This is a genomic window from Mycobacterium sp. 1423905.2, assembly GCF_001673155.1.
Lineage (GTDB): Bacteria > Actinomycetota > Actinomycetes > Mycobacteriales > Mycobacteriaceae > Mycobacterium.
Genome location: NZ_LZLE01000195.1, coordinates 1 through 26,998, shown reverse-complemented (window position 1 = coordinate 26,998; position 26,998 = coordinate 1). Strand labels below are relative to the sequence as shown.

The 26,998-nt window shown below is 66.7% G+C and carries 25 protein-coding genes, 3 tRNA genes and 1 pseudogene; 18 read left to right on the top strand and 11 right to left on the bottom strand.

The genetic code is table 11. From position 1 onward, the window contains the following. Positions 1-174: 174 nt before the first annotated feature. The 6 genes from A9W95_RS11550 to A9W95_RS11525 all read left to right on the top strand — a co-directional run bounded on the left by A9W95_RS11550 (position 175) and on the right by A9W95_RS11525 (position 3,575). Positions 175-247, top strand: a tRNA-Gly gene (locus A9W95_RS11550). A 28-nt stretch (positions 248-275) separates the two neighbouring features. Next, positions 276-349, top strand: a tRNA-Cys gene (locus tag A9W95_RS11545). A gap of 13 nt (positions 350-362) precedes the next feature. Next, positions 363-437: transfer RNA gene (locus tag A9W95_RS11540), tRNA-Val, on the top strand. 2,149 nt (positions 438-2,586) lie between these two features. Continuing rightward, on the top strand, positions 2,587-2,799 hold the full coding sequence (locus A9W95_RS11535; protein ID WP_067412324.1) for a hypothetical protein: 213 nt from the start codon (positions 2,587-2,589) through the stop codon (positions 2,797-2,799). 113 nt (positions 2,800-2,912) lie between these two features. Beyond that, positions 2,913-3,236, top strand: coding sequence for a hypothetical protein (locus tag A9W95_RS11530; RefSeq protein ID WP_067412321.1), 324 nt, complete (start codon positions 2,913-2,915; stop codon positions 3,234-3,236). Between the two features lie 84 nt (positions 3,237-3,320). Continuing rightward, entirely contained in the window at positions 3,321-3,575 is a 255-nt protein-coding gene (locus tag A9W95_RS11525; protein ID WP_156746147.1) for a DUF2510 domain-containing protein, read from the top strand. Here the strand turns inward: A9W95_RS11525 and A9W95_RS11520 are convergent. Both A9W95_RS11520 and A9W95_RS11515 read right to left on the bottom strand, forming a co-directional pair. Further along, complete coding sequence (locus tag A9W95_RS11520; protein WP_067412315.1) at positions 3,554-4,513, bottom strand: alpha/beta fold hydrolase; 960 nt, start codon at positions 4,511-4,513, stop codon at positions 3,554-3,556. The genes A9W95_RS11525 and A9W95_RS11520 overlap by 22 nt on opposite strands. 36 nt (positions 4,514-4,549) lie before the next feature. Then, positions 4,550-4,858 (bottom strand): DUF732 domain-containing protein, encoded by a 309-nt coding sequence (locus A9W95_RS11515; RefSeq protein ID WP_067412312.1) that lies wholly within the window; start codon positions 4,856-4,858, stop codon positions 4,550-4,552. 98 nt (positions 4,859-4,956) lie between these two features. Here A9W95_RS11515 and A9W95_RS11510 point away from each other — a divergent pair, with 98 nt between their 5' ends. The 3 genes from A9W95_RS11510 to A9W95_RS11500 all read left to right on the top strand — a co-directional run bounded on the left by A9W95_RS11510 (position 4,957) and on the right by A9W95_RS11500 (position 6,870). After that, a complete protein-coding gene (locus A9W95_RS11510; protein ID WP_067412309.1) occupies positions 4,957-5,700 on the top strand; it encodes a Clp protease N-terminal domain-containing protein in 744 nt (247 codons plus the stop codon). Between the two features lie 80 nt (positions 5,701-5,780). After that, the gene (locus A9W95_RS11505; protein WP_156746146.1) at positions 5,781-6,305 is read left to right on the top strand and encodes a hypothetical protein; all 525 of its coding nucleotides are present in this window, start codon (positions 5,781-5,783) and stop codon (positions 6,303-6,305) included. Position 6,306: 1 nt separating this feature from the next. Beyond that, positions 6,307-6,870, top strand: a complete 564-nt coding sequence (locus A9W95_RS11500) for an N-acetyltransferase (RefSeq protein ID WP_067412333.1) — start codon at positions 6,307-6,309, stop codon at positions 6,868-6,870. On the opposite strand, the gene zapE is transcribed toward A9W95_RS11500, so the two are convergent. Beyond that, entirely contained in the window at positions 6,818-7,921 is a 1,104-nt protein-coding gene (gene zapE / locus A9W95_RS11495) for a cell division protein ZapE (RefSeq protein WP_067412304.1), read from the bottom strand. The two genes, A9W95_RS11500 and zapE, sit on opposite strands and share 53 nt — an antisense overlap. Between zapE and A9W95_RS11490 the strand changes: the two genes are divergently transcribed. Genes A9W95_RS11490 through msrB form a run of 4 tightly spaced genes read left to right on the top strand, consistent with a single transcriptional unit; the run spans position 7,920 to position 12,029 of the window. Beyond that, complete coding sequence (locus A9W95_RS11490; RefSeq protein WP_067412301.1) at positions 7,920-8,693, top strand: pyrimidine reductase family protein; 774 nt, start codon at positions 7,920-7,922, stop codon at positions 8,691-8,693. The two genes, zapE and A9W95_RS11490, sit on opposite strands and share 2 nt — an antisense overlap. Positions 8,694-8,702: 9 nt before the next feature. Next, on the top strand, positions 8,703-10,280 hold the full coding sequence (locus A9W95_RS11485; protein ID WP_156746145.1) for an alpha/beta hydrolase: 1,578 nt from the start codon (positions 8,703-8,705) through the stop codon (positions 10,278-10,280). Positions 10,281-10,302: 22 nt separating this feature from the next. After that, complete coding sequence (gene aftC, locus A9W95_RS11480) at positions 10,303-11,622, top strand: arabinofuranan 3-O-arabinosyltransferase (RefSeq protein ID WP_067412298.1); 1,320 nt, start codon at positions 10,303-10,305, stop codon at positions 11,620-11,622. Next, a complete protein-coding gene (msrB, locus tag A9W95_RS11475; RefSeq protein ID WP_067412295.1) occupies positions 11,619-12,029 on the top strand; it encodes a peptide-methionine (R)-S-oxide reductase MsrB in 411 nt (136 codons plus the stop codon). Before aftC ends, msrB begins: the two co-directional genes overlap by 4 nt. Positions 12,030-12,060: 31 nt before the next feature. On the opposite strand, the gene A9W95_RS11470 is transcribed toward msrB, so the two are convergent. From A9W95_RS11470 to hemE, 4 genes are read right to left on the bottom strand one after another with little or no spacing between them, the layout of a single operon-like run. Next, entirely contained in the window at positions 12,061-12,816 is a 756-nt protein-coding gene (locus A9W95_RS11470; protein WP_067412292.1) for a class I SAM-dependent methyltransferase, read from the bottom strand. After that, entirely contained in the window at positions 12,813-13,508 is a 696-nt protein-coding gene (gene hemQ, locus A9W95_RS11465) for a hydrogen peroxide-dependent heme synthase (protein ID WP_067412290.1), read from the bottom strand. The genes A9W95_RS11470 and hemQ overlap by 4 nt, the downstream gene beginning before the upstream one ends. Before the next feature lie 5 nt (positions 13,509-13,513). Further along, on the bottom strand, positions 13,514-14,872 hold the full coding sequence (locus A9W95_RS11460) for a protoporphyrinogen oxidase (RefSeq protein WP_067412287.1): 1,359 nt from the start codon (positions 14,870-14,872) through the stop codon (positions 13,514-13,516). Continuing rightward, on the bottom strand, positions 14,869-15,918 hold the full coding sequence (hemE, locus tag A9W95_RS11455) for a uroporphyrinogen decarboxylase (protein ID WP_067412327.1): 1,050 nt from the start codon (positions 15,916-15,918) through the stop codon (positions 14,869-14,871). The genes A9W95_RS11460 and hemE overlap by 4 nt, the downstream gene beginning before the upstream one ends. 52 nt (positions 15,919-15,970) lie before the next feature. Here hemE and A9W95_RS11450 point away from each other — a divergent pair, with 52 nt between their 5' ends. The 3 genes and pseudogenes from A9W95_RS11450 to A9W95_RS11440 all read left to right on the top strand — a co-directional run bounded on the left by A9W95_RS11450 (position 15,971) and on the right by A9W95_RS11440 (position 18,762). Then, positions 15,971-16,777 carry an enoyl-CoA hydratase/isomerase family protein gene (locus A9W95_RS11450; RefSeq protein WP_067412284.1) on the top strand — a complete coding sequence of 269 codons (807 nt, stop codon included), beginning with the start codon at positions 15,971-15,973 and terminating at the stop codon, positions 16,775-16,777. A gap of 58 nt (positions 16,778-16,835) precedes the next feature. Then, positions 16,836-17,470 (top strand): annotated as a pseudogene (locus tag A9W95_RS11445) (DUF3000 domain-containing protein). Beyond that, the gene (locus A9W95_RS11440) at positions 17,470-18,762 is read left to right on the top strand and encodes a ribonuclease D (RefSeq protein WP_067412278.1); all 1,293 of its coding nucleotides are present in this window, start codon (positions 17,470-17,472) and stop codon (positions 18,760-18,762) included. Before A9W95_RS11445 ends, A9W95_RS11440 begins: the two are co-directional and overlap by 1 nt. On the opposite strand, the gene dxs is transcribed toward A9W95_RS11440, so the two are convergent. From dxs to A9W95_RS11420, 4 genes are all read right to left on the bottom strand, one after another. Then, on the bottom strand, positions 18,759-20,678 hold the full coding sequence (gene dxs, locus A9W95_RS11435) for a 1-deoxy-D-xylulose-5-phosphate synthase (RefSeq protein ID WP_067412275.1): 1,920 nt from the start codon (positions 20,676-20,678) through the stop codon (positions 18,759-18,761). The two genes, A9W95_RS11440 and dxs, sit on opposite strands and share 4 nt — an antisense overlap. A 57-nt stretch (positions 20,679-20,735) precedes the next feature. After that, positions 20,736-22,202: a cation:proton antiporter gene (locus tag A9W95_RS11430; protein ID WP_067412272.1), complete on the bottom strand. Its 1,467-nt coding sequence runs from the start codon at positions 22,200-22,202 to the stop codon at positions 20,736-20,738. A gap of 112 nt (positions 22,203-22,314) precedes the next feature. Then, on the bottom strand, positions 22,315-23,511 hold the full coding sequence (locus A9W95_RS11425) for a class I SAM-dependent RNA methyltransferase (RefSeq protein ID WP_156746144.1): 1,197 nt from the start codon (positions 23,509-23,511) through the stop codon (positions 22,315-22,317). Then, the gene (locus A9W95_RS11420; protein ID WP_067412266.1) at positions 23,508-25,505 is read right to left on the bottom strand and encodes an APC family permease; all 1,998 of its coding nucleotides are present in this window, start codon (positions 25,503-25,505) and stop codon (positions 23,508-23,510) included. Before A9W95_RS11420 ends, A9W95_RS11425 begins: the two co-directional genes overlap by 4 nt. 100 nt (positions 25,506-25,605) lie before the next feature. On the opposite strand from A9W95_RS11420, the gene A9W95_RS11415 reads away from it, so the two are divergent. Further along, positions 25,606-26,277, top strand: a complete 672-nt coding sequence (locus tag A9W95_RS11415; protein ID WP_082983032.1) for a TrkA family potassium uptake protein — start codon at positions 25,606-25,608, stop codon at positions 26,275-26,277. Positions 26,278-26,305: 28 nt separating this feature from the next. Continuing rightward, complete coding sequence (locus A9W95_RS11410) at positions 26,306-26,971, top strand: TrkA family potassium uptake protein (RefSeq protein ID WP_067412260.1); 666 nt, start codon at positions 26,306-26,308, stop codon at positions 26,969-26,971. Positions 26,972-26,998: the final 27 nt, after the last annotated feature.

The following is a 26,998-nucleotide window of genomic DNA, read 5'->3' as shown; positions in this document are numbered from 1 at the left end:
GAGAGGCGAACGACGTCGAAGACTAACACGAGCCGCCAACGCGCCGAACGGCTCCAGTGTGCCTCAGGGGCGCACACGCCGAACCGGACACGCAACGACCAAGAGATTTGTGTGCGCCCGCTGACGTGGACTATCGTCGTCCTTCGCACCGGACGACGATCTCGCCCGAGGCGCGCGGATGTAGCGCAGTTGGTAGCGCATCACCTTGCCAAGGTGAGGGTCGCGGGTTCGAATCCCGTCATCCGCTCGAAGGTGCAAGTGGCATCAATCCCAGCGGTGGAGTGGCCGAGTGGTGAGGCAACGGCCTGCAAAGCCGTGCACACGGGTTCGATTCCCGTCTCCACCTCCAGCTTTGTTCCCCAGCGCGATTAGCTCAGCGGGAGAGCGCTTCCCTGACACGGAAGAGGTCACTGGTTCAATCCCAGTATCGCGCACCAGCATTACCGCAGTTCAGGGGCGTTCTTCGATGGCCTCATTGCGCGACGTGCAGAAAACTTGCCAGATCGGCGTAGCGCCCTTGGTGTCAGACCCGCGGGAGAGAATCCGCCTAAAGTCCGACACCGCCCCACGCGATCCCGCGACGACATGGCGCGACCTGGCCGACCAGCTCACCGAAAGCGAACGAGCCGGCATCGAGCAAATTGAGGCCGGAAGCGGTGTACCAGACCGCATCCTGCTCGAGTGGGCGCCAACGCGGCCCACAGCTAGCACCCTGGCTTCGTCGATGATTGGAGCTTCGGCGTCGCGGCGTGGCAAAGATGCCCTACCGGTACGTCGGAGAGCTCAAGCTTTTCGTTCGCCGTTTCGGCGATCCGCTGCAGATCGGTCTTTGAGATGTTTTGTAAGGGTTGCGTTTTCACCTGTGCAAGACGATAACGGGCAGGCCAGACCCCCGGCCACCCAGGGGCGTAATCGAGCGTCGCGCGCCAGTACGGCCGCTGGTCGCTGCACGGATGGTGGGAAAGTTGAAGGACTCCTCCGTTGCTCTCCGCAGGCGGCACCGAGCAGTTCTTCGACCAAAGAATCCCACCTGGCAAGAGGAACCGCAGCCGAGAACAACCTTCACGACATGTGAGGAATGCCGACCGTTGCGGCGGAGTGCCGCCATATCCTCTGTTGATGCAGGGCTGGGGTCCAATCATCGCAGCAGTCTTGACTTCGTCTGCTGTCTCGGCATTCGTTGCTGGTTTCTTCGGTGACCGAAATGACCGAAAGAAACAGCTTCGAGATCAGCGGATCGCGTTGGCAGGCGAATTTGCGGGAGGAGCGATGGCAGCTCTAGCGTCCTTGCGGGACTACAAGCCAACGACCCGGGTAGGACACCGGAACGAGAAGCTTCACCACGACTCAATACTTCGGGACGAACGTGCGGCAAAAGTAAAGGATTCAGTGGACCGGCTTCGACCGCTGAGGGGAAGAGTCTGGATTTTGTTCCCAGGACGGAGCCCGGCTGGTAGCGAGACGCCGAGCACAGCGGCCGACTGGGCGGAATACGTCGTCGGGCGCCTGCGTGCAGTCGAGGATACTTGCAATGAGTTTTGGGCAGCTTGCGGTGAATTACAGGAGGACAATAGCGCCGACCGGGCCAATCTTGAGGCGATGTATCAAGCCAGGTACGACGGGCTTAAGCGATGGACATGGCTGGCGGTCAGTTCCTTCACAGAAGCAGTTGCGGTCCGAGTAGAAGCCACTGACAACAGGCGGATAGCTGCGCGATGGATCCCCTCTGCCGTCCGGCAGCGGGCTTGGACAAGGCGTTAGCGAAGCCCGCTGCGAGGGCTGCCCTGACCGGTTCGTGGCTTATCGCGACATCCTGAGCTGATCAGGACACCAATTCGAAAAACCGGGGTCGTCTTTTCAATCCCAGTATCGCGCACCAGAAGTCATACAGTTCAGGCCCGGTTTTCACCGGGCCTTCACTGTCTCTATCGCAATAGACGCGCAAGCGCCGCCGCTAATATCCCTTTGGCCTTGTTTTGCCAGGCAGCTGAAACCTCGTCACCGAAGTGACAAGCGCGTGACCACAGCGAACGATAAATATTGCCCGCTCCTGCCTGAGAAAGGCGACGTGCGGCCTAGGGCGCGGGGCAATCGCCATTTGGACATTGGACGGGCGGAGTTCCCACCTGGCCACCCAAATTCAAGCCGCCGGTACATCCCGACATCGCCGGTGCGGACGCCGCGACAAGCAGCGCAAGTAGTACCTGAGCCGTCCGCTTCCGTGTCATTTTCTTCATCGCCATCGACCCCAATCTCCGTTGATTGACCCCTGCATAGTCGCGGCCCGAAGCGGCTAGAAGGCAATGTTATAGCGGTCACTCGGCGCGCAGTGTGGTTCTGAGAGAATTAGCTAGCGGCACTACAGAAGCCGGACACAATCGCACAAAAGACAGGCGGCCGTTGACTTTTCAGCCGCCGGACTCTCACTCAGCGTCCGAACGAAGCCCCGTGCGCCGCGACCACTTGGGGAGATCGCTTTTCTTCGCCGCGATAGTGTCGGATGTGTCGTTTGGTGAGAGCCGTTCGGAGAATTGATTCATCTGACGAAGACCCGCGCCGGAGCCCGCACCCCCCAAGGTCGCTGACATGAGTTGGACTCGATATCGAGGCAGAGCGCTGGCGGATCCGGCCCTGCACGGCGATGCGCTGCTGCTGCAACTCGAAGACCACATTCGCGTCCACAATCCCGAATTGACCGACGTTCGGCTGGAGCACGCCGCCGCGACCGAGGAGTACGACACCACTCGAAAGCCGCCCAGACGGTGGTACGTGGTCACCTACGTTGCGGAAAGCGTGTGAGCCGGCGTTCGAAGCGCTGACGCTCCGGCGAACTTGGGATCGGTAGCAAATTGCCTCTTGTCTACTTCCCGCAATGCCGCCAAGAATGGCGCTACACGGGAAGGAGCAAACACATGAAGCGAATCCTCGCTGCCGCATTGTTCTCGGGATCGCTCGCGTTGGCCAACGTCGCAGCAGGTGCAGGCACCGCGCAGGCCGACCCGGGCACGGGTATCTGCAACCAGCTCGCGATGTGCAGCTACGTCTGGTGCCCGGGCAGTCCACTGCCGATGCCCGATGTGGTCTGGGACATGAACGTCTGTCACCACTACTACGGCGGCAGCCCCGGCCACCCGGGCACCGAAGGCGGCATTCCCGTTGGGGCGCACATCATGGAAGGTGACCCGTCACCGGCCAACACGTGCATGGGAGCCCCGATCTGCCTGCCCGGCCTGTGACGATCTGACCTCGAGCGGACGCGATCCGGCCACCGCTAACATCTGTGTGGCGTCTCGCGTCCGCTTGGGGGAAGGAAGCGTTCGTTGCTCGCTTACCTATTGCTGGTCGTGGCCGCGCTGATCGGTGTGGTCGTCGTCGCCGGGTTCATCGTTGTGATGATCCGCTTGACCACACCCAAGCCAGACGCGAATCCCTATGTGCCGCACGGCTGGCAGACTTCACCGGCACCGACCAGCGCGCCCGGCTGGTATCCGGACGCGCACAATCCCGCTGTGCTGCGCTACTTCGACGGTCAGACCTGGACCGCCCATACCCATCAGCGCGGCACCGACGCATAGAACGATTCGACGACCTGGACGAGCTGGTCGGGAGCCTCCCAGTTCAGCAGGTGGCCCGCGTCTGGAATCGAGACCAGCCGCGCGCCGGGGATGCCGTCGGCGAGCCGGCGTGAGTGGTGCGGCGGCGTTGTACGGTCTGCGGCACCGACCATCACGACCGTCGGCACCGCGATCTCCCCCAGCCGCGGATAGCGGTCTTCCCGGGAGAACGCCCGCACGATCGGCAGTAGCGGCCCGTGGTCGTCAAGGTGTTGCTTGAAGAAGTGCTCGAACACCGACACCATCGCCGGCGACGGACGCTTCCCGCACTGCGCGGCCAGGAACAGCACCGCTATGGTCCTGTTTCGGATGAGTCGTTGCAGGACGCCGGTTTGCAGCAGCGGTATTTGCAGCCGATTCTGGGGCGCCTTTTCCAGAATGCGACCCGCCCAGGTGGCGAACAGCACCAGCCCGCGCAACCGGTCGGCGAGGTTGGGGTCATCGAGTACTGCGCGGATCGAGATGAAGCCACCCATCGAATGGCCGACCAGCACGCCGTCGCGCACATCGAAGTGCCGCAGCACCGCGGCCAGGTCGGCCGCCATGGGCGCAGAACCGATCCCGTCGGAACCCAACGTGGAGCGTCCGTGCCCGCGCTGGTCGAAGCCGATCACGCGATAGCCGCGCGCCACCAACTCATCCCAGACGATATTCCACTCGATGACGGCCGCGGTGTAGCCGTGCACCAAGACGATTGGCGGACCTTCGCCAGCGGTCAACGCCCACAGCACCGTGCCGTCGGGACGCGTGATGCGGGCCTCCTCGCCCTCCGGTTCGACCCGAAGTCGTTCCGGCGGAAAGGGATCGGGGTTGCGCTCGATCTGCGCAACGATCGCCCGCGCCCCGCCCCAACTCACAAGACCGGTCAGCACCGCACCGACGGCCAGGACTGCTTTCATCGCGCACCTCCACGTGCCGACTCAACCGAAGGCCGTCTAGGACAGGCCCGCAATAGCCTTCGGACAGTACGCGTGGGCCGCGATCGCCGTGAACTTGGCGGCGCCTTCCTGGTCGACCGCCGGATTCTGCGATTGGACGGTGTCGACGACCTCTTTGCCCCGCTGCCCCTGGTCGACCAGCGCACACACGAATTTGCCGGCGCGGACGGCGCGATCCGGATCCTGGAAACTGATTCCCGCAGCACGCAGCGAGGCGAGGAAGAGATCGTCAGTGCTGTCAGCGCTGGCGGGCGCGGCCAGCGCCGTCAACGCGGACGCCACCGCGAGCGGAAGCAGAAGCCTCATGACCCCAGATCGTCGCACTGGAGAACAGACTGCGCATTTCGAGCAGATCGTCAACCTGCGGTTGACATGATCCCGTTCGTCAACCTACCGTTGACGACATGGTGCAACCCACGCCGATCTCCTACCCCATCCGCCTTGACGAGCTGATCAACGCCATCAAGCAGGTCCACCCCGACGTACTTGACCAACTCGCCGACGCCGTCTTGGCCGCCGAACATCTCGGCGAGGTCGCCGACCATCTGATCGGGCACTTTGTCGATCAGGCCCGCCGTTCCGGAGCATCCTGGACCGACATCGGCAAGAGCATGGGCGTCACCAAACAGGCCGCGCAGAAGCGGTTCGTGCCGAAGGCCGAAGCCACCACGTTGGACCCCGAGCAGGGCTTCGGGCGCTTCACCCCACGGGCCCGAGGAGCGGTCGTCGCGGCCCAGAACGCCGCCCACGACGCCGGCAACAACGAGATCACCCCCGACCATCTGCTGCTCGGCCTGCTGGACGATAGCGCCGCCTTGGCCACGGTGCTGCTGCATTTGCAGAAGATCGACACCGAAGCGCTCAAAGCGTCGGTGACCCTCCCGCCGGCCGCGGCAGAAACTCCTGCCCTTATCCCGTTCAGCGGACCGGCGCGCAAGGTACTCGAACTGACGTTTCGAGAAGCACTTCGCTTGGGACACAATTACATCGGCACCGAACACCTGCTGCTCGCCCTGCTCGAACTCGAGGACGGGGCCGGAGCTTTGCACCGATCCGGCGTCGACAAGCAACGTGTCGAGACAGACCTGGCCGCCGCGCTGGAATCTCTGACCGGCGGCGCCGGCCCCGCAAGCCCCCGCGCTACCTGAGACGGCGAACCCCTCCCCTTGCGATCCGGACGTGTGCAATCATGCGAAGGTCCCCGAAACGGGAGCCGAGGAGGCAAAAAGTGCACCGCTGGCTAATCATCTTGTCCACCTTGCTGGTCGCCGCTGCGGGCGTCTCGGCGGTGGATGTCGCCATCCCGCGCGCGTGGGCCGGCGACGCGCCGATCGGCCACATCGGTGACACGTTGCGAGTCGACACCGGCACCTACGTCGCAGACGTGACCGTCAGCAGCGTCGCGCCGTGCGACCCGCCTCCCGGATTCGGTTACACGCGCGCCGGAGTGCCGGTCAAAGGTCTCCCGGGCAGTTCGGTCAACCGTGCCGACGTGACGGTTCGCGCGGTACGCGTGCCGAACTCGTACATCATGGCCACCAATTTCGCCTTCGACGGCGTGACACCGTTCGCCGACGCCTACAAGCCTCGCGCCTCCGACGCCCCCGACGCCCTGGACAACGTGTTGGTCAACGCCCCGCAGGGCGCCATCGTGCGCGGCGGAGTGTATTGGGACGCCTACCGCGACCCGGTTTCCGTCGTCGTCTTGCTGGACAAGAAGACCGGTGAGCACCTCGCGCAATGGAATTTGTGATCTGTACGTAGACCGCGCAACCGCCGACACTGTCGATGTCGACGAACTGGCCCTTGTTGCCGCGCAAGCCTTTCCGCTGGCCTGTCCCCCGTCGGCCACGCCGGAGAACATTACCGCGTTCGTACGGACGAACCTGTCGGCGGCCCGCTTCGTCGAGTACCTGACCGACCCGCAACGGGCGATTCTCACCGCAAACCATAACGGCCGGATCGTCGGCTACGTCATGTTGATTTTCGGAGTCGCCGACGACCCGGACATTCAGCGCGCCGTCCCACTGCGCCCGGCCGCCGAAGTGTCGAAGATTTACGTGCTCAGCGACTTTCATGGCACCGGCGCTGCGACGGCCTTGATCGACGCCGCACTCGACGTCACCGCCGCCTGGGGTGTCGAATGCGTATGGCTGGGCGTTAATCAGGAAAACGTTCGTGCGCAACGCTTTTACGCCAAGAACGGGTTCAAGGTCGCCGGCACCAGAACGTTCCAGCTGGGTTCCGGCGTGGAGAACGATTACGTCATGGTGCGGGATCGGCCGCAGTCAGAGCCAGGAGCCGGGACGTCGCCCTGAGGTACTTCTTCCGGTATCCGCCGGCCAGCATCTCCTGACTGAAAATGGTGTCCAGCTTGGCCCCGGACGCCACCACCGGGATCCCGGCGTCATAGAGGCGATCGGTGAGCGCCACCAACCGCAGCGCCACGTTCTGGTCGTCGATGCTGTGTACGCCGGTGATGAACACGGCCGCCACCCCCTCGATCAAGGTGAGATAGCGCGACGGATGCATCGTCGCCAAATGCGCACACAGCGCGTCGAAGTCGTCCAGGGTGGCGTGCGGCACGTTCGCCGCCCGCGCGGCGACCTCCGCATCGGACAACGGCGGCGGCGCCGGCGGCAGGCCCCGATGCCGGTAGTCCGGTCCTTCGATTCGCACCGTGGTGAAAATGTCTGCCAGCGTGTTGATTTCGCGCAGAAAATCCTGCGCGGCGAATCGCCCTTCACCGAGTTGCTCGGGCAAGGTGTTGGACGTGGCGGCCACCGACACCCCACGCTCGACCAGCGAGGAAAGCAATCGCGAAATCAGTGTGGTGTTGCCTGGGTCGTCCAGCTCGAACTCGTCGATGCACACCGCGGTGTAATTCCTCAGCAGCTCAATGCATTCGGCGAAGCCAAAGACCCCGGCCAACTGCGTCAGCTCACCGAATGTCGCGAACGCTTTCGGATGTGGTGGCGCGTCCGGCCCGTCGCCCGGCAGCTGGTAATACGACGACGCCAGCAGATGCGTCTTGCCCACGCCGAATCCGCCGTCCAGGTAAATCCCGACACCGGGCAACACCGACCGCTTGCCCAGCAGCCGCCTGCGGCCGGCCCGCCGTTGCACCGCCTGCTCGCAAAACTCTTGGCAGGCGACGACGGCGGCCGCCTGCGTGGGTTCGGCCGGGTCGGGACGATACGTTTCGAAGCTCACCGTCGCGAACGTCGGCGGCGGGCGCAGCTGGGAGATCAGCCGCTCCGGCGACACGGTCGGATGCCGATCGACCAGGTGGGCCGCGCCGCCGGAACCGTTGTCAGCGGTGGACCCAGGCATGCTCGCACTGTAGCGACGTGCTGCAATCGAACTCATGCCCGATTCGGCGGCCGGCAGTTCACGCCTCACCTTGCTCGGATCGGAGCGCGAGGTCAGCGACGGCGAACTTGCCCAGCTCTACGGCTATCCAGCGCAACACGACGGCAGCTGGTTGCGAGCCAACTTCATCACCAGCGTGGACGGCGGAGCCACCGTCGACGGCACCAGCGGCGCAATGGGTGACGCGGGTGATCGACTGATCTTCAACACGCTGCGCGGACTGGCCGACGTCATCCTCGTCGGCGCGGGAACTGTCCGCAGCGAGGGTTACTCCGGCGCCCACCTGGGCGTCGTCGAGCGCCAGCAACGACAAGCACGCCACCAGCGAGAAGTCCCGCCCTTGGCGATCGTCACGAAGAGCGGCCGGCTCGACCGGGACCTGCCGATATTCAGCCGCACCGAGGTTGCACCGTTGGTGCTCACCTGCACCGCGGCGCTCGACGAGACCCGCCGTCGACTGGGTCCATCCGCCGAAACGATCGACTGTTCGGGCGACGATCCCGCCCGCGTCGACGAACGCCTCGTGCTGTCTCACCTCGAGGCGCGGGGACTGCGGCGAGTCCTCACCGAAGGGGGCCCGATGCTGCTGGGCGCGTTGATCGAACGCGACCTGCTCGACGAGCTGTGCCTGACGGTCGCGCCCTGCGTGGTCGGCGGTCGCTCGCGGCGCATCGCGACGGGCCCCGCGCAACTGATGACGCGCCTGCGCTGCGCGCACGTGCTGACCAACGACGCCGGCTACCTCTACACCCGCTACATCAAGGCATAGTCGGAGCCGGTGGCTACTGTGGTCGGCATGAGTCGGCGCATCACCTCCGCCACGATCCTCGTCGCGGTGACCGCGGTGCTGGCCGGCTGCGTCCCGGGCCTGGGCGCCAACCCGCGGTTCGCCACCAATTCCGGCGCCCGTCCACAGGGCGCGGCCACCTCGACTCCCGCACCGCACGGCCCGCCGCCGATCGCCGCACCCAAGAACGACCTGTCCTGGCGTGACTGCACGTCCCGGGTCACCTCCGACGCCGGAGTGCCTGCCGCACCCGGCGTCAAGTTGGAGTGCGCCAACTTCGACGCCGACCTCGATCCGGTCAACGGCAGCTCGGGATCGATCACCATCGGCGTGGTCCGCGCCCGCTCCGCCCAGACGCCCAAAGATGCCGGCCCCCTGGTCTTCACCACCGGCTCGGACTTGCCGTCGTCCACGCAGCTACCGGTGTGGCTCTCCCGCGCCGGCGGTGACGTCCTCAAGAGTCACCCGATCGTCGCGATCGACCGCCGCGGCATGGGCATGTCGAGCCCGATCGACTGCCGCGACCGCCTGGATCGCGAAGAGATGCGCGACCAAGCCCAATTCCGGGCCGGTGACGACCCGGTCGCCAACCTCTCGGACATCTCGAACACCGCCACCACGAACTGCACCGACGCCATCGCGCCCGGCGCCTCCTCCTACGACAACGGCCACGCCGCCTCCGATATCGAGCGGCTGCGCAACCTGTGGGACGTCCCGGCCCTGGCGCTGGTCGGCATCGGCAACGGCGCGCAGGTGGCGCTGGCCTATGCCGGTTCCCGTCCCGACAAGGTGGCGCGGTTGATCCTGGACTCGCCGGTGGCGTTGGGCGCCAGCGCCGAAGCGGCCGCCGAGCAGCAGGTCAAGGGACAACAGGCCGCACTCGACGCGTTCGCCGCGCAATGTGTCGCGGTCAACTGCGCACTGGGCGCCGACCCCAAGGCTGCGGTCAGCGCGTTGCTCACCGCCGCCAAATCCAACGGGGGCGTCGACCGGGTCTCGGCGGCGTCCCTGGCCAATGCGCTGACCACGGCCCTGGGCTTCCCCACCGGCGATCGCGCCAGCACCACGACCAACCTGGCCAACGCCCTGGCGGCGGCGCGCTCCGGCGACATGAACCAGCTGACCAACCTGGTCAACCGCGCCGAGGCCACCCAGGACACCGACGGGCAGTTCGTCAACGACTGCAGCGACGCGGTCAACCGACCCACGCCGGACCGGGTCCGCGAACTGGTGGTCGCCTGGGGCAAGCTTTATCCGCAGTTCGGTTCGATCGCCGCGCTCAACCTGGTCAAATGCGTGCACTGGCCGACCGGTCAGCCGGCGCAGGCCCCCAAGGAACTCAAGATCGACGTGCTGTTGCTCGGCGTGCAGAACGACCCGATCGTCGGCAACGAAGGTGTCGCCGCGACGGCGGCCACCATCATCAATGCCACCGCCGCGAGCAAGCGGGTGATGTGGCAGGGAATCGGCCACGGCGCCAGCATCTACTCATCCTGTGCGGTGCCGCCGATGGTCGGATATCTGGACTCCGGAAAACTGCCCGGCACCGACACCTACTGTCCCGCCTGACACTTGGCGGTCGAGCTCACCGGTGTACGGTGCGCTGGTGACGGCAGCTGACTCGACCAAAACGGGCTTGCGCGATTCGTTGCAAGCCGCATTCCGTCCCCGCACCAGCGCACCCAGCGCGGCGACCATTCTGCGTTCCGTGCTGTGGCCGGCGGCCATCCTCTCGGTGCTGCACCGCAGCATCGTGTTGACCACCAACGGCAACATCACCGACGACTTCAAGCCGGTATACCGCGCGGTCCTGAACTTCCGGCACGGCTGGGACATCTACAACGAGCACTTCGACTACGTCGACCCGCACTACCTGTACCCGCCCGGCGGCACCCTGCTGATGGCGCCGTTCGGCTACCTGCCGTTCGCGCCGTCGCGCTACCTGTTCATCTCGATCAACACCGTGGCCATCCTGGTCGCCGCCTACCTGCTGCTGCGGATGTTCAACTTCACGCTGTCCTCGGTGGCCGCCCCGGCGCTCATCTTGGCCATGTTCTGCACCGAGACGGTCACCAACACGCTGGTGTTCACCAACATCAACGGCTGCATCCTGCTGCTGGAGGTGCTGTTCATTCGCTGGTTATTGGACGGTCGGGCCAGCCGGCAGTGGTGGGCGGGCTTGGCCATCGGCCTGACACTGGTGCTCAAGCCGCTGCTCGGCCCCCTGCTCTTGCTGCCGCTGCTGAACCGCCAGTGGCGGGCGCTGGTCGCCGCCTTGGTGATTCCCGCGGTCATCAATGTGGCGGCGCTGCCGCTGGTGAGCGACCCGATGAACTTCTTCACCCGCACGCTGCCCTACATCCTGGGTACCCGCGACTACTTCAACAGCTCGATCGAGGGCAATGGCGTCTATTTCGGCCTGCCGACGTGGCTGATCGTGTTCCTGCGGCTGTTGTTCACCGTGCTCGCGGCGGGAGCGTTGTGGCTGTTGTACCGCTACTACCGCACCCGTGACCCGCTGTTCTGGTTCACCACCTCCTCAGGGGTGCTGCTGCTGTGGTCCTGGCTGGCGCTGTCGCTGGCGCAGGGCTACTACTCGATGATGCTGTTCCCGTTCCTGATGACGGTAGTGCTGCCCAACTCGGTGATTCGTAACTGGCCGGCGTGGTTGGGCATCTACGGGTTCATGACGCTGGACCGCTGGCTGCTGTTCAACTGGATGCGCTGGGGCCGCGCGATGGAATACCTCAAGATCACTTACGGCTGGTCGCTGCTGCTGATCGTGACGTTCACCGTGCTCTACTACCGGTACCTGGACGCCAAGGCAGAGAACCGGTTGGACGACGGCATCGATCCGGCCTGGCTGCGGCCCGAGCAGGAGCGCCGCATCAGCGCTAGCGTGGATGCATGACCAGTCCCAAGCTGCAACTCACCGACGACGAGTGGCGCCAGAAGCTGACTCCCGAGGAGTTTCAGGTGCTTCGCCGCGCCGGCACCGAACGTCCCTTCACCGGCGAGTACACCGACACCAAAACCGAAGGCGTCTACCAGTGCCGCGCGTGTGGTGCCGAATTGTTCCGGAGCACAGAAAAGTTCGAGTCGCACTGCGGCTGGCCGTCGTTCTTCGACCCGGCAAATTCCGATGCGGTGATCCTGCGGTCTGACAACTCCTTGGGGATGAGGCGCGTCGAGGTGTTGTGCGCAAATTGCCACAGCCACCTCGGCCACGTCTTTGAAGGCGAGGGCTACCCGACGCCGACGGACCAGCGCTACTGCATCAACTCGATCTCGCTGCGCTTGGTGCCGGCGACGGCCTAATCAACCCAGGCTGCCGCTACGGCAGATATCCCTAGTCGACGCGGGTGGCGTGCACTTCCCAGAACGGCGCGTGCACCCGGCCGTTGACCAGCCACGGCTCCATCGCGCGGAATCGGGCCAACAGGTCCTCCGCTTGCTCGGCCATGTCGGGATTGCGCGCGGCCATCATCTCGATCGACTGCGCGCTGATGTTGACTTGATACGTCGTCTGCCCCATATAGGTGATCTGCCAACCACCGACGGGCAGCACGTCGCGAAAGTCGCTCTCCGACAACGACCGCAGCATGGTGAACCCGTTGACGTTGTGCTCGCCGAACTCGTACATGTACAGCCGCGCGCCGGGTTTGGTGGCCCGGTGCAGCGCCTGCGCATAGGACTTCTGCAACTCCGGGGCGGTGCTGAAGGTGTGGTAGAACGCGCAGTCGACGACGGTGTCGAAGCGGCCGTCCAGCCCGTCCAGCTTCGTGGCGTCTGCAACCTGGAAGTCCACCGTTACCCCGGCCTTGCGCGCGTTGTCGCGGGCGCGCTCGATCGCACCGGCCGAGCCGTCGATGCCGGTGGCGGAATATCCCTTGGTGGCGTAGTAGATCGCGTGGTGTCCGGGTCCGGTGCCGGGATCGAGCACCTCCCCCTTGACCGCTCCCACGGCGACGAGCTGCTGCACGACGGGCTGTGGGCCGCCGATGTCCCACGGCGTGGCGGCGGGCAGGCCGTGGGAGACCCGTTCGTCGCGGTACATCTCTTCGAACCGGGTGGGGTCGGTCGGGTCGAATTGCGGATTCGTCATGGCAGAGCACTCACCAACTGCTCGACGGGCACCCGCGGCCCGGTGAAAAACGGTGTCTCTTCGCGGGTATGCCGGCGGGCGTCGGTCGCGCGCAGCTCGCGCATTAGGTCGACGATGCGGTCCAGCTCGGGAGCTTCGAACGCCAAGATCCACTCGTAGTCACCCAGCGCGAATGCCGGCACCGTATTAGCCCGGACGTCTTTGTACTCGCGGGCCGCCATGCCGTGCTCGGCCAGCATGCGACGCCGTTCTTCGTCGGGCAGCAGATACCACTCATAGGACCGCACAAAGGGATACACGCAGATGTAGGCGCCGGGTTCCTCGCCGGCCAGGAACGCCGGGATGTGGCTCTTGTTGAACTCGGCGGGGCGGTGCAGCGCCACGCTGCTCCATACCGGTGCGCACGCCCGGCCCAGCGTGGTGGTGCGCCGGAAGTCGGCGTAGGTGGTTTGCAGGGCTTCGACGCGCTCGGCATGGGTCCAGATCATGAAGTCGGCGTCAGCGCGCAGACCCGCGACGTCATAGAGGCCGCGCACCACGACACCGCGCTCCTCTTGCTGCTTGAAGAACGTGGCGGTGTCGTCGATCACGGCGTCGCGCTCCTGGCCGAGTTCGCCGGGCCGCACCGCGAACACCGAGAACATCAGGTACCGAATCGTGGAGTTGAGAGCGTCGAAGTCGAGGCGGGACATGGCTCCTATCGTGCCACTTCGGCGTTCGAGGCCTCGACGACGCTGGTGACGGCCCGGCCGGCCGCCCCGATGCACGCCGGCACCCCGATGCCGTCCAAGTAGCTGCCTGCCACACCCAGCGTTGGCGGCAGCCCGGCGCGCAGTTCGGCGACCAGCGCCGCATGACCCGGTCCGTACTGCGGCATCGCGTCGATCCACCGCTGCACCCGCACGTCGACCGGCTCGACCGCCAGCCCGAACACGGTGGCCAGATCTTCCAGCGCCCAGGACACGAACTGCTCGTCCGACGTGGCCGCGGCCACCCGGTCACCGAAGCGTCCGAACGACAACCGCAGCAACTGCGCGTCCCCGGACCCGCCCCACTTGCGCGAGGACAGGGTAATTGCCTTGGCGTGCAACGTTTCTCCGCTGGCCACCAGCACCCCGGAGTTCTGCGGGAAGGGCGTGTCGACGGGCACTGCCAGCGCCACCACCGCCGAGGACGCGCTCACCACCCGGCCGGCGGCCGCGGCCGTGCGTGCCACACCGGCTCCCTCCACCAGCCGCGCCAACCGGGCTGCGGGCAACGCGAGAATCACCGCATCGGCATGCCAGCGAGCGCCGGTGTCGTCCTGCAACTCCCAGCCCGGCTCCAGTTTGGTCACCGCGGCGTGCACCCACTGCAGCCCGCTGCGCCGCACCAGTTCCTCGATCAAGACCTGGTAGCCGCCGCTCAGCGCGCCGAACACCGGCGCGCCGGTGGCCGGCGGCAGGCCCTGACGGACCGCCTCGGTCAGGCTGGTCGCACCGCGGTCCAGGGCCGCCGCCACGCTCGGAGCCGCGGCACGTAGTCCGATGGTTGCGGCCGACCCGGCGTACACGCCACTGAGCAGCGGATCCACCGACCTGGCCACGGTCTGCTCACCGAACCGCTCGGCCACCAGATCGGCGACCGACGGGTCGCTACCCGGCTGCCACGCCAACGGACGGTCGGGCTCGTTCGTGATGCGGGCCACGGTTTGCTCGTCGACCAGACCGGCCATCGCGGCGGCCGACGACGGGATGCCGACCACTGTGCCCGCCGGCAGGGAATGCAACCGTCCTTGGCTGTAGATCAACGGCCGGGCGCCGGTGGTGGTGCGCTGTCGATCGGCCAAGCCCAGTTCGGCCAGCAGCGCGGGCATCTCGGGGCGGCGCTGCACGAATGCCTCGGCGCCCAGATCCATGGGTTGTCCACCGACCAGCTCGGTGCGCAGTACCCCGCCCAACCGGTCCGCGGGCTCGAACAGGGTGATCTGTGCGTCGGCCCCGACCGCCACCCGCAGTCGATACGCCGCCGTCAGACCCGAAATGCCGCCGCCTACAACGCAATACGATCCCGTCACAGCGAGTGCACCAACGCCACCAACTCGGTCAGCACGCCGGGATCGGTCTCCGGCAACACCCCGTGACCCAGATTGAACACGTGACCGGCCGCCCCAGCGTCCACGGCGCGGCGGCCGTCGTCCACCACGGCGCGGGCCGCGTCTTCCACCGCCGGCCAGCCGGCCAGCACCACCACCGGATCGAGGTTGCCTTGCAGGGCGGTGCCGGGCTGGACCCGGGTCGCCGCGTCGGCGAGCGAGGTGCGCCAATCCACGCCGACGACGCCCGCCCCGGCCTGCGACATTGCCCCCAGCAACTCGGCGGTGCCCACCCCGAAGTGCGTCATCGGCACGCCGTATTCGGCCAAGGTGCTGAACACCCGCGCGCTGTGCGGCAGCACGTATTGCCGGTAGTGCGCGAGCGACAACGTCCCGGCCCACGAGTCGAACACCTGGATGGCGTCCACCCCGGCGTCGATCTGGCTGCGCAGAAACGCGATGGTGAGGTCGGTGAGCTTCGTCATCAAGGCATGCCAACTCGCCGACTCGGCCAGCATCATCGCCTTGGTGCGGGCGTGGTTGCGGCTCGGCCCGCCCTCGACCAGGTAGGACGCCAACGTGAACGGCGCACCGGCGAATCCGATCAGCGGAACCTCGCCCAGCGCGGCGACCAACAGCTCGACCGCCTCGGCAATAGGCGCAATGCCTTGCGGGTCAACAGGTTTCAGCGCGTCGATGTCGGCTTGGGTGCGGACCGGGTGGGAGATCACCGGGCCCACGTCAGGAACGATGTCCAAGTCGATGCCGGCCGCGCGAAGCGGAACGACGATGTCGGAGAACAGGATCGCCGCGTCGGTGTCGTAGCGGCGAATGGGCTGCAGGGTGATCTCACAGGCCACTTCGGGTTCGAAGCAGGCCGCCAGCATGCTGTGTTGCTCGCGCAGCGCCCGGTATTCGGGGAGCGAACGGCCGGCCTGCCGCATGAACCACACCGGGATGCGGCTGGGCTTGCGGCCGGCGACCGCGGCCAGATACGGCGACTGAGGAAGGTCGCGACGATTGTTCATCAGCTTCAATGCTGCCACGAGGTGGCAGGGGCCCCTGCGTAACATCGACCCGGTGCCACTCTCCTACGACGACTTCCCCAGCCTGCGCTGTGAACTCCGGGACAACGGCGTGCTGAATCTGGTCCTCGACGCGCCGGGGCTGAACTCGGTGGGTCCGCAGATGCACCAAGATCTCGCCGACATCTGGCCGGTGATCGACCGCGACCCCGCCGTGCGGGTGGTGCTGGTCCGCGGTGAAGGCAAGGCGTTCTCCTCCGGCGGCAGTTTCGACCTGATCGAAGAGACGATGGGCGACTTCGAGGGCCGCATCCGCATCATGCGCGAGGCCCGCGATTTGGTGCTCAACCTGGTCAACTTCGACAAACCGATGGTGTCGGCGATCCGCGGACCGGCCGTCGGCGCCGGACTGGTGGTGGCGTTGCTGTCCGACATCTCCGTCGCGGGCAAGAACGCGAAGATCATCGACGGCCACACCAAGCTGGGGGTGGCCGCCGGTGACCACGCCGCCATCTGCTGGCCGTTGCTGGTCGGCATGGCCAAGGCCAAGTACTACCTGTTGACCTGCGAGACCCTGTCCGGCGAGGAAGCCGAACGCATCGGGTTGGTCTCGACGTGCGTCGACGACGACGAGGTGTTGGCCACCGCGACACAACTGGCCGAGAAACTAGCCCAGGGCGCGCAGACCGCCATTCGCTGGACGAAACGCAGCCTCAACCACTGGTACCGGATGTTCGGGCCGACTTTCGAGACGTCCCTGGGTCTGGAGTTCATCGGGTTCAGCGGGCCCGACGTGCGAGAGGGCCTGGCCGCACACCGGGAGAAGCGTCCAGCCCGCTTTATTGACGGTTCCGACAGCTGAGGGGCGGTTCGGCGCGCCTGATTCCGCGTGTCCGAGGATAGGTCTACCGTCGGTGGGTGTGACCCGCCCCTACGACCACGCTGAGCGCAGCGATGAGGAGGAGCGGCGCTCATGACTTCAACGGAACCGGCTCCGTTCCGCGAGGCGGTGGCGGCGATGAACGCCGTGACCGTCCGCCCGGAAATCGAGCTTGGCCCGATTCGTCCCCCTCAGCGGCTCGCCCCGTACAGCTATGCGCTGGGCGCCGAGGTCAAACATCCCGATCTGGACATCGTCCCGGAACGCTCCGAAGGTGATGCCTTCGGCCGGCTGATCCTGCTCTACGACCCGGACGGCTCCGATGCGTGGGACGGCACCATCCGCCTGGTCGCCTACGTTCAGGCCGATTTGGACTCCCACGAGGCGATCGATCCCCTGCTGCCCGAGGTGGCGTGGAGCTGGCTGGTCGAGGCGTTGGAGTCACGCACCGAGCAGGCGACCGCCCTGGGCGGCACGGTGACCGCGACCACGTCGGTGCGCTATGGCGACATCTCCGGCCCGCCGCGCGCCCACCAGCTGGAACTACGGGCGTCGTGGACCGCGACCACTCCAGACGTGGGCAGCCATGTCGAAGCCTTCTGCGGTGTTCTCGAGCATGCCGCGGGCCTGCCTCCGGCCGGCGTCGTTGACCTGGGCTCGCGGTCACGGGCCTGATGGGTGAACCGGAGGCCAATCCGCCGGAGAGCACGGAAAGCGCCGACAGCGCGGAACCAACGTCAGTCCCCCTACTTCAGCCGGCCGACGGGATACCAACCCTGTCGGTGAGCCCGCGCCAGATCGAGGCCGCCGCGGCCTTGCTGAACGGCGGCCACGGGCCGTTCGCCGTGGACGCCGAGCGAGCTTCGGGGTTCCGCTACTCCAACCGGGCCTACCTGATCCAGATTCGCCGCGCCGGGGCGGGCACCGTGCTGATCGATCCGGTCAGCCATGGTGGCGACGCGCGCACGGTGCTCAGACCGGTCGCCGAGGTGCTGGGTCAGGACGAGTGGATTCTGCATTCCGCCGATCAGGATCTTCCGTGTCTGGCGGAGGTGGGCATGTACCCGCCCGCGCTGTATGACACCGAATTGGCCGGCCGGTTGGCCGGCTTCGAGCGCGTCAACTTGGCCACCATGGTCGAGCGGTTGCTCGGTTTCGGGTTGGCCAAAGGACACGGCGCCGCCGACTGGTCCAAGCGCCCGCTGCCGACCGCGTGGCTCAACTATGCGGCCCTGGACGTGGAACTGCTCATCGAGTTGCGCGCCGCGATCGCGGCGGTGTTGGCCGAGCAAGGCAAAACCGATTGGGCAGCACAGGAATTCGAGTACCTGCGCACCGCCATCCCGGCCGCTGCCCGCAAAGACCGGTGGCGGCGGACCTCAGGTATCCACCGCGTCCACGACCGGCGCGGCTTGGCGGCGGTGCGCGAGCTGTGGACCATGCGCGACCGTATCGCCCAGCGCCGCGACATCGCGCCCCGCCGGATCCTGCCCGACTCGGCCATCGTCGACGCCGCGCTCGCCGACCCCAAGTCCGTGGACGACCTGGTGGCGTTGCCGGTGTTCGGGGGGCGAAATCAGCGGCGCAGCGCCGCGATGTGGCTCTCGGCGCTGGAAGCGGCCCGCCGCAACGAGAGTCCGCCCGACGAGGCCGAGCCGGTGAACACGCCGCCACCACCGGCGCGGTGGGGGCGGCGTAAACCGGAAGCGGCCGCCCGGCTCGAGGCGGCCCGCGCCGCGCTGACCAAGGTGTCGGAGCGGGTGGGCGTGCCCACCGAGAACCTCGTCTCGCCGGAGCTGGTGCGACGGTTGTGCTGGGACTGGGAATCGGTGCAGGACGGCGACGCCGAACAGGCGGTCGCCGAATACTTGCGCGCCGGCCAAGCCCGGCCCTGGCAACGTGACCTCGTGGTGTCGGCGTTGGCCGCGGCGATATCGACGGCGGCGGTCGCTCCGACCGAGGACTAGTCGAGCGGCTCGCGCAGCTCCGCCTCTGACTCGGTCACCGAAGAACCCAGTGCCGCAACCCAACCGGTAATCCGCCGGGCCACATCCTGGTCGGTCAACCCCAGCTCGGCCAACACCTCACCCCGCGAGGCGTGCTCGAAGAAATCCTGCGGCAACCCCACGTCGCGGCACGGCACGTCCACCTCGGCACGGCGCAGCGCCGCCGAGATTGCCGACCCGATACCGCCGTTGACGCCGTTGTCCTCCAAGGTGACCAGCAGCTTGTGCTGCTCTGCCAGTTCGCGCACACCGTCGGACACCGGCAGCACCCAGCGCGGGTCGATCACCGTCACACCGATGCCCTGGTTGTGCAGCCGCTTGGCGACCGCGAGTGCCATCGACGCGAAGGCGCCGACCGCCACCAGCAGCACGTCGTGGTTCAGCCCACCGGCCGGCAACGCCAGCACGTCCGCTCCGGCACGTCGTTCCAGCGCCGGAATGTCTTCTCCCACATCGCCTTTGGGGAACCTCAGTGCCGTCGGCCCGTCGTCGATGTCGAGCGCCTCACCGAGTTCCTCACGCAGTCGCGTGCCGTCGCGGGGCGCGGCCACCCGCATGCCGGGCACGATGCCCAGCATGGACAGGTCCCACATGCCATTGTGGCTGGGGCCGTCCGAGCCGGTGACTCCCGCCCGGTCCAGCACCATGGTCACGGGCAGCTTGTGCAGCGCCACGTCCATCATGATCTGGTCGAACGCCCGGTTCAGGAACGTCGAGTAGATCGCCACCACCGGGTGCAACCCGCCCATGGCCAGACCCGCTGCCGACGTCAGCGCGTGTTGCTCGGCGATGCCGACGTCGAACAAGCGGTCCGGGAAGCGCTGCCCGAACGCGCTCAGCCCGGTCGGACCGGGCATGGCCGCGGTGATGGCGACGATGTCGCGGCGCCGCTGGGCGTAGCCGATGAGGGCGTCGGAGAAGGTGGCCGTCCAGCCGGGGCCCGCGATCTTGGTGACTTCTCCGGTCAGCGGGTTGATCGGCACGGTGGAGTGCATCTGCTCGGCTTCGTCGGCTTCGGCCGGGCCGTAACCCATGCCTTTGCGGGTGACGACGTGCACGATCACTGGGCCGCCGAAGCCTCGGGCGCTGCGCAACGCGACCTCGACCGCGCGTTCGTCGTGGCCGTCGACCGGGCCGACGTACTTCAGACCCAGATCGGTGAACAGCAACTGCGGCGACAAGGAGTCCTTGATGCCGGCTTTGACGCTGTGCATCAGGTGGTAGCAGACCTCACCGACCACCGGCACGGCACGCACGACGTCGCGGCCCCGCTCGAGGAACTGTTCGTAGGCCGGCTGCAGCCGCAGCGTGGCGAGGTGGTTGGCGACGCCGCCGATGGTGGGCGCGTAGCTGCGGCCGTTGTCATTGACGACGATGATCACCGGACGGTGCGAGGCCGCGATGTTGTTCAACGCCTCCCAGCACATGCCGCCGGTGAGCGCGCCGTCGCCGACGACGGCGACCACGTGCCGGTTGCGGTGCCCGGTCAGCTCGAACGCCTTGGCGAGCCCGTCGGCGTAGGACAGTGCGGCGCTGGCGTGGCTGGATTCCACCCAGTCGTGCTCGCTCTCGCTGCGCGACGGGTACCCGGACAGCCCGCCCTTTTTGCGCAGGGTTTCGAAGTCCTGGCAGCGCCCGGTCAGCATCTTGTGCACGTAGGCCTGGTGGCCGGTGTCGAAGACGATCGGGTCGTGCGGGGAATCGAACACCCGGTGCAGCGCCAGTGTCAGTTCGACGACGCCGAGGTTCGGACCCAGATGTCCCCCTGTGGCGGCGACCTTGTGAATCAGGAACTCACGGATCTCCTGCGCCAAGTCGCGCAATTGCCGTTGGGAAAGGTGCTGCAGATCAGCAGGCCCGCGGATCTGTTCCAGCATCCCGTCAGTCTACGCAGCGCGCGCAAGTGTGGCCCGGGCGTGCGGCGTGAGCAGCCATTACCGCGTGGGGCCGAACAATTCGACGAGAGTGTCGCGCAGTTCGGGATCGGCGAGCACGACGACCTCGTCACCGGCCTCCAGCGTGGTGTCGCCCCGCACCGGCACCACTCCGGTGGTGCGGACAACGATGCTCACCCAGATGTCGCCGACGCGGTCCCCGAGGCTCTCCACGGTGCACCCTTCGGCGGCTGACCCCTCGGCCACGTTGAACCGGTGAACCCCTTGCGGTTCGTCCGCGAGCCGGACACCGATTTCCCATGGCTGGGTTTCCACGGTCCGCATCGGCAGGTGCAGCAGTTTCGCGACGCCCGGCACCGAACTGCCCTGAACCAGAACGGAGAAAACGACGACGACGACCACAATGCCGTACAGGCGTTCGGCGTCGGGTACATGAGCGGCTCGCAGGTATTCCCCGAGCAAGATCGGCACCGCACCTTTGAGGCCGGCGAACAGGATGAAGAGGCGTTCGTTGCGCTCCAGTCGCACCCGAATCAGGCAGGCGCTCGCCGCCACCGGCCGAATCACCACGGTCAGCGCCACGCCCAGCACCAGCCCCGGAATCCAGACGTCGGCGTGGGCCAGCACGGGCAGGTCGACGGTCAGACCCAGAACGGCGAACGCGACGATCTCGGCCAGACCGGCCAGGGCAGCATGGAATCGCTTGATCTCGGGCTTGTAGGGCGCGCGCGCATCGCCGATCACGATCCCGGCCACGAACACCGCCAGGAAACCCGAGCCGTGCGCGAGCGTGGCAAGGCCGTAGAGCATCAGACACGACGCCAACGTCCGCAGCGCGTACAGACCTTCGCTGGGCAACGCCACGCGCCGCATGAACACCAGCAGGAGGCGTCCGCCGATCACGCCGACGACCGCACCGATCACCATTTGCAGCGCGAACTGGGTCCCCACGTTGAGAAAGCCGGCCAGGCTGAGCCCGCCGGCGCCGATCAGGCCGCTCATCAGGGAGATACCGACCGGATCGTTGGTCCCCGACTCCCCCTCCAAGATGGTGCTGCTGCGCCCGGCGATCTCGCGTTTGCCCAGGACCGAGAAGACGACGGCGGGATCGGTGGGAGCCACCGCGGTGGCCACCAGCAACGCCAGATACCAACTGATTCCGCACGTGTAATGCACCAGCACGGCGGCACCGACAGCCACGAGTCCTGTTCCCAGCACGCCGACCGACAAGATGGGTACGGCCGCGCTGCGGAACCGCGCCGGTCCGATGTGCATGCCGCCGTCGAACAACACCAACACCAGCGCGATGGTGATCACTCGTTCCACGGTCCGCTCGGACGGTGGCTGCACGATAGGCACGGCGTGCACCGCGATGGCGGCCCCGACCAGCACGAGCACTGCGACCGGGATCTTCATCCGTTCGGTGAGACGATTCGCCAGTACGGCAGCCAACCCAACGGCACTGCAGAACAAGATGATCAGCGCGTAACGGACAGTTTCATTCACTGCGGCACGGCACCCGAGCCTTTCGATCGGTCGACAATGGAGCCGCCGACCAGACTTCCCGGCACACCGCGACGGAGTCTATCCCCTGAGCGCCCGCGCCGCAGTCAGGTGCCTAGCGAGTCAGCAGCGCAACGCATTCCACGTGATGCGTCAGCGGAAAGGCGTCGAACACGGTGAGTTCGTCCACGGCATAACCATGGCCGAGGTAGAGTCCGATGTCCCGCGCGAAAGCCGCTGCCTCGCAACCGATGTGGACCACACGTCGCACATCGGCTGCGGCCAGGAGGTCGATGACTTCCCGGCCGGCACCCGAGCGCGGCGGATCCAGCACCGCCACGTCGGCGCGGGCCTGTTCGGCCGCCAAGGCCCGGCGCACCGAATCGGTGACGACCTGGACCTGCGGCAGGTCTTTGAGCGCCGCCCGCGCGGCACCGCAGGCCCCGCGCGAGGTGTCGACGCTGAGCACCCGACCGGACTCCCCCACCGCCGTCGCCAGCACCGCCGCGAAAATGCCTGCACCACCGTACAAATCCCAGGCCGTCATGCCGGGATCGGGCTGCGCCCAGTCGGCGACCAACCGGCTGTACACCCGGGCGGCGTCGCGATGGGCTTGCCAGAACGCGGTCACCGGGAGCCGCCAGCTGCGCTGACCCACGCGCTGCACGGCGTGATAGTCGCCTTCGACCACCTTCGTCGAAGTCCGTCGACCCTGCCGCACGCTGCGCACCACGTGACGCTTCCCGTCATCGTCGACGACCACATGCACGGCAGCTCCGGGGGGCCAGTCCGGCTCGGACAAGCCGTCGAGCATGCCTACCGGCAGCTGCCCGCAGCGCAGCTCGGTCACCAGATCGTCACTGTGGTAGCGATGAAACCCCGGCCGCCGGTCCGCGCTGACGTCCAGGCGCACCCGGGTCCGCCACCCGGTCGGTCCGGCATCCGAAACCGCTTGCGCCGCATCGGCCCACTGGTATCCGGCGAGCCGATCCAGCTGATTGGCGACCACTTCACCCTTGAGCGCGCGAACCGCATCGGGATCGGCGAACGCCAGATCACAACAGCCGGCGCCGTCCACGCCGGCGATCGGGCACAGCGAATCGATGCGATGCGGCGACGGGTCGAGCACCTCCAAAGCATCAGCGTGCCAATAGGATCCGCGGTCGGCGGTCACACGGACGCGGACCCGCTCTCCGGGCAGGGCATGACGCACGAAGACCACCCGGCCCTCGTGGTGCGCCACACAGCTACCGCCGTTGGCCGGTGAACCGGTGAGCAGCGTCAGGTCCTCGCGCACGGCTGCGCGGTTCAATCGAAGATGCCGCGCCGCGCGTCGCCCGGCGCCGCGTGCGGCTGCAGCGTCTTGATTCGCTCCGAGGAGGTCAGTTGCCAGGGAACCGAGGTCACCATCACCCCGGGCATGAACAGCAGGCGACCTTTGAGCCGTAGCGCACTTTGGTTGTGCAGCAACTGTTCCCACCAACGGCCCACCACGTACTCGGGAATGAACACGGTCACCACGGTGCGCGGTGACTCCTTGCTGACCCGTTTGACGTAGTCCAGTACCGGTCGGGTGATTTCGCGGTATGGGGAGGCGATCACCTTCAGCGGCACGCTGATGTCGCTTTCCTCCCATTTGTGCACCAGCTCACGGGTTTCCGCGTCGTCGACGCTGACGGTCACCGCTTCCAGAACGTCCGGCCGGGTGGCACGCGCATAGGCCAAGGCCCGCAACGTCGGCAGATGCAGCTTCGACACCAGCACCAACGCGTGGTTGCGGCTGGGCAACACCACCTCGTTGTCGTGGGTGTCGGCCTGATCCGCGAGTTCGCGGGTGACTCCGTCGTAGTGGCGGCGAATCAGCTTCATCAGCATGAACAGTCCGGCCATGGTCACCACGGCGATCCACGCCCCGGCGAGGAACTTGGTCACCATCACCACCAGCAGCACCGTGCCGGTTGCGATGAAACCGATGGTGTTGACCACCCGGGAGCGCATCATCCGGCGCCGAGCCGACGGGTCGGTTTCGGTGCGCAGCAGGCGGGTCCAATGCCGGACCATGCCGATCTGACTCAGCGTGAACGAAATGAACACCCCGACGATGTAGAGCTGGATCAGGGCGGACAGTTCCGCGCGGAACGCGATGATCGCCAGCAGCGCCGACAGCGACAGGAAGCCGATGCCGTTGGAGAAGGCCAATCGGTCCCCGCGGGTGTGCAGCTGGCGGGGCAGATAGCTGTGCTGGGCCAGGACGGAACCCAGTACCGGGAAGCCGTTGAACGCCGTGTTGGCGGCCAGCACCAAGATCAGCGCGGTGACCGCGGTGATCACCACGAACCCGATGTGGAAGCTGCCGAACACGGTCTGCGCCAACTGGGTGACCAGCGTCTTCTGGTAGTAGCCGGGAGGGGCGCCGGACAGCTGGGTGGCCGGGTCGTCGACGAGCTGAACGCCGATCTTCTTGGACAGCAGGATGATGCCCATCAACAGGGTCACCGCGATGCCGCCCAGCATGAGCAGCGTGGTGGCGGCGTTGCGCGACTTGGGCTTTTCGAACGCCGGTACCCCGTTGCTGATGGCTTCCACACCGGTCAGGGCCGCACAGCCCGACGAGAAGGACCGGGCGACCAGGAACACCAACGCGAAGCCGAGCACCTTGCCGTGCTCCGAATGCATCTGGAAGCCGGCCGATTCCGCGCGTAAGGGGTTGCCCAGCACGAAGATCCGGATGAATCCCCAGCCGAGCATGACGATGACGCCGATGATGAACGCGTAGGTGGGGATGGCGAACGCCAGCCCCGATTCGCGGACCCCACGCAGGTTCAGTGCCGTCACCAGCAAGATCGCCGCGACGCAGAACCACACCTTGTGCTGGGCCACGATCGGGATGGCCGAGCCGATGTTCGACATGGCCGATGCCGTCGAAACGGCAACGGTGAGCACGTAATCGACCATCAGGGCGCTGGCTACCGTCAGGCCGGCGTTGGCGCCCAGATTGGTGGTGACCACTTCGTAGTCCCCGCCGCCGGACGGGTATGCGTGCACGTTCTGCCGGTAGCTGGCCACCACCACCAACATGACGGCGGCCACCGCCAGTCCGATCCAAGGCGTCAGGGTGTAGGCGGCCAGGCCGCCCACCGACAGGGTGAGGAAGATTTCCTCCGGGGCGTAGGCCACCGACGAGAGCGCATCAGAGGCAAACACCGGCAGGGCGATGCGCTTCGGGAGCAACGTGTGGCTCAGCCGGTCGCTGCGAAACGGCTGCCCAATGAGCAATCGGCGCGCAGCGGTTGAAAGTTTGGACACGAGAGCCAAGAGTAAGCCCACGTGGCTTTGACGGTAGCGTTCCCTAGGCGAGAATCTGCCGATCCACTACGAGGCGCAGCAACAGCCGAAAGGACCTCAAGTGCGGGTGGTTGTGATGGGATGCGGCCGGGTCGGTTCCTCGGTGGCCGACGGGCTGTCCCGGATAGGCCATGATGTCGCGGTTATCGACCGCGACAGCGCCGCCTTCAATCGGCTCAGCGCGGAGTTTGCCGGTGAGCGGGTGCTCGGCCAGGGCTTCGACCGAGATGTGCTGCTGCGCGCCGGTATCGAGGAGGCCGACGCATTCGCCGCGGTGTCCTCGGGTGACAACTCCAACATCATCTCGGCGCGACTGGCCCGGGAAACCTTCGGGGTGCGGCGCGTTGTCGCCCGCATCTACGACGCCAAGCGCGCCGAGGTGTACGAGCGGCTCGGCATCCCGACCATCGCCACGGTCCCCTGGACCACGGACCGCTTGCTCAATGCGCTGACGCAGGAGACCGAGACCGCCAAGTGGCGAGATCCGACCGGGACGGTCGCCGTCGCGCAGGTCGTGTTGCACGAGGACTGGGTGGGGCACCGGGCCACCGAACTCGAGCAGGCCACCGGTGCGCGCGTCGCGTTCCTGATCCGGTTCGGGACGGGCGTGTTGCCGGAACCAAAGACCATCCTGCAAGCGGGTGACCAGGTTTACATCGCCGCGATATCGGGCCGCGCGGCTGAGGCGGTCGCCATTGCGGCGCTGCCGCCGAGTGAGGACTTCGAGAAATGACAACACCCAGCGATGGGGAGTGGCGCAAATGAAAGTAGCTGTCGCCGGGGCGGGGGCGGTCGGCCGATCGGTCACTCGAGAACTCGTTGCGAACTCCCACGACGTGACCCTGATCGAGCGCAATCCCGAACACCTGGACACCGACGCCATCCCGGCCGCGCACTGGCTGCTCGGCGACGCCTGCGAGCTGAGCCTGCTGGAATCGGCGCACTTGGAGGATTTCGACGTCGTCGTCGCCGCGACCGGTGATGACAAGGTCAACGTGGTGCTCAGCCTGCTGGCCAAAACCGAGTTCGCGGTGCCTCGGGTGGTGGCCCGGGTGAACGACCCCCGCAACGAGTGGCTGTTCACCGACGCCTGGGGCGTCGACGTGGCCGTCTCGACACCACGCATGCTCGCCTCCTTGATCGAAGAGGCGGTCGCCGTCGGGGACTTGGTGCGGCTGATGGAGTTCCGCAAAGGCCAGGCCAACCTGGTGGAGATCACGCTGCCCGACGACACGCCCTGGGGCGGCAAGCCGGTACGCAAGCTGCAGTTGCCGCGGGACGCCGCGCTGGTGACCATCCTGCGGGGCGCACGCGTGATCGTCCCGGAGGGCGATGAGCCGTTGGAAGGTGGCGACGAGTTGCTCTTCGTCGCGGTCACCGAGGTGGAAGAAGAACTGCGAAAGCTGCTACTGCCGCCCGCGCCGTGAATCGGTCGTGAGCCGAGTGTGCGCTGA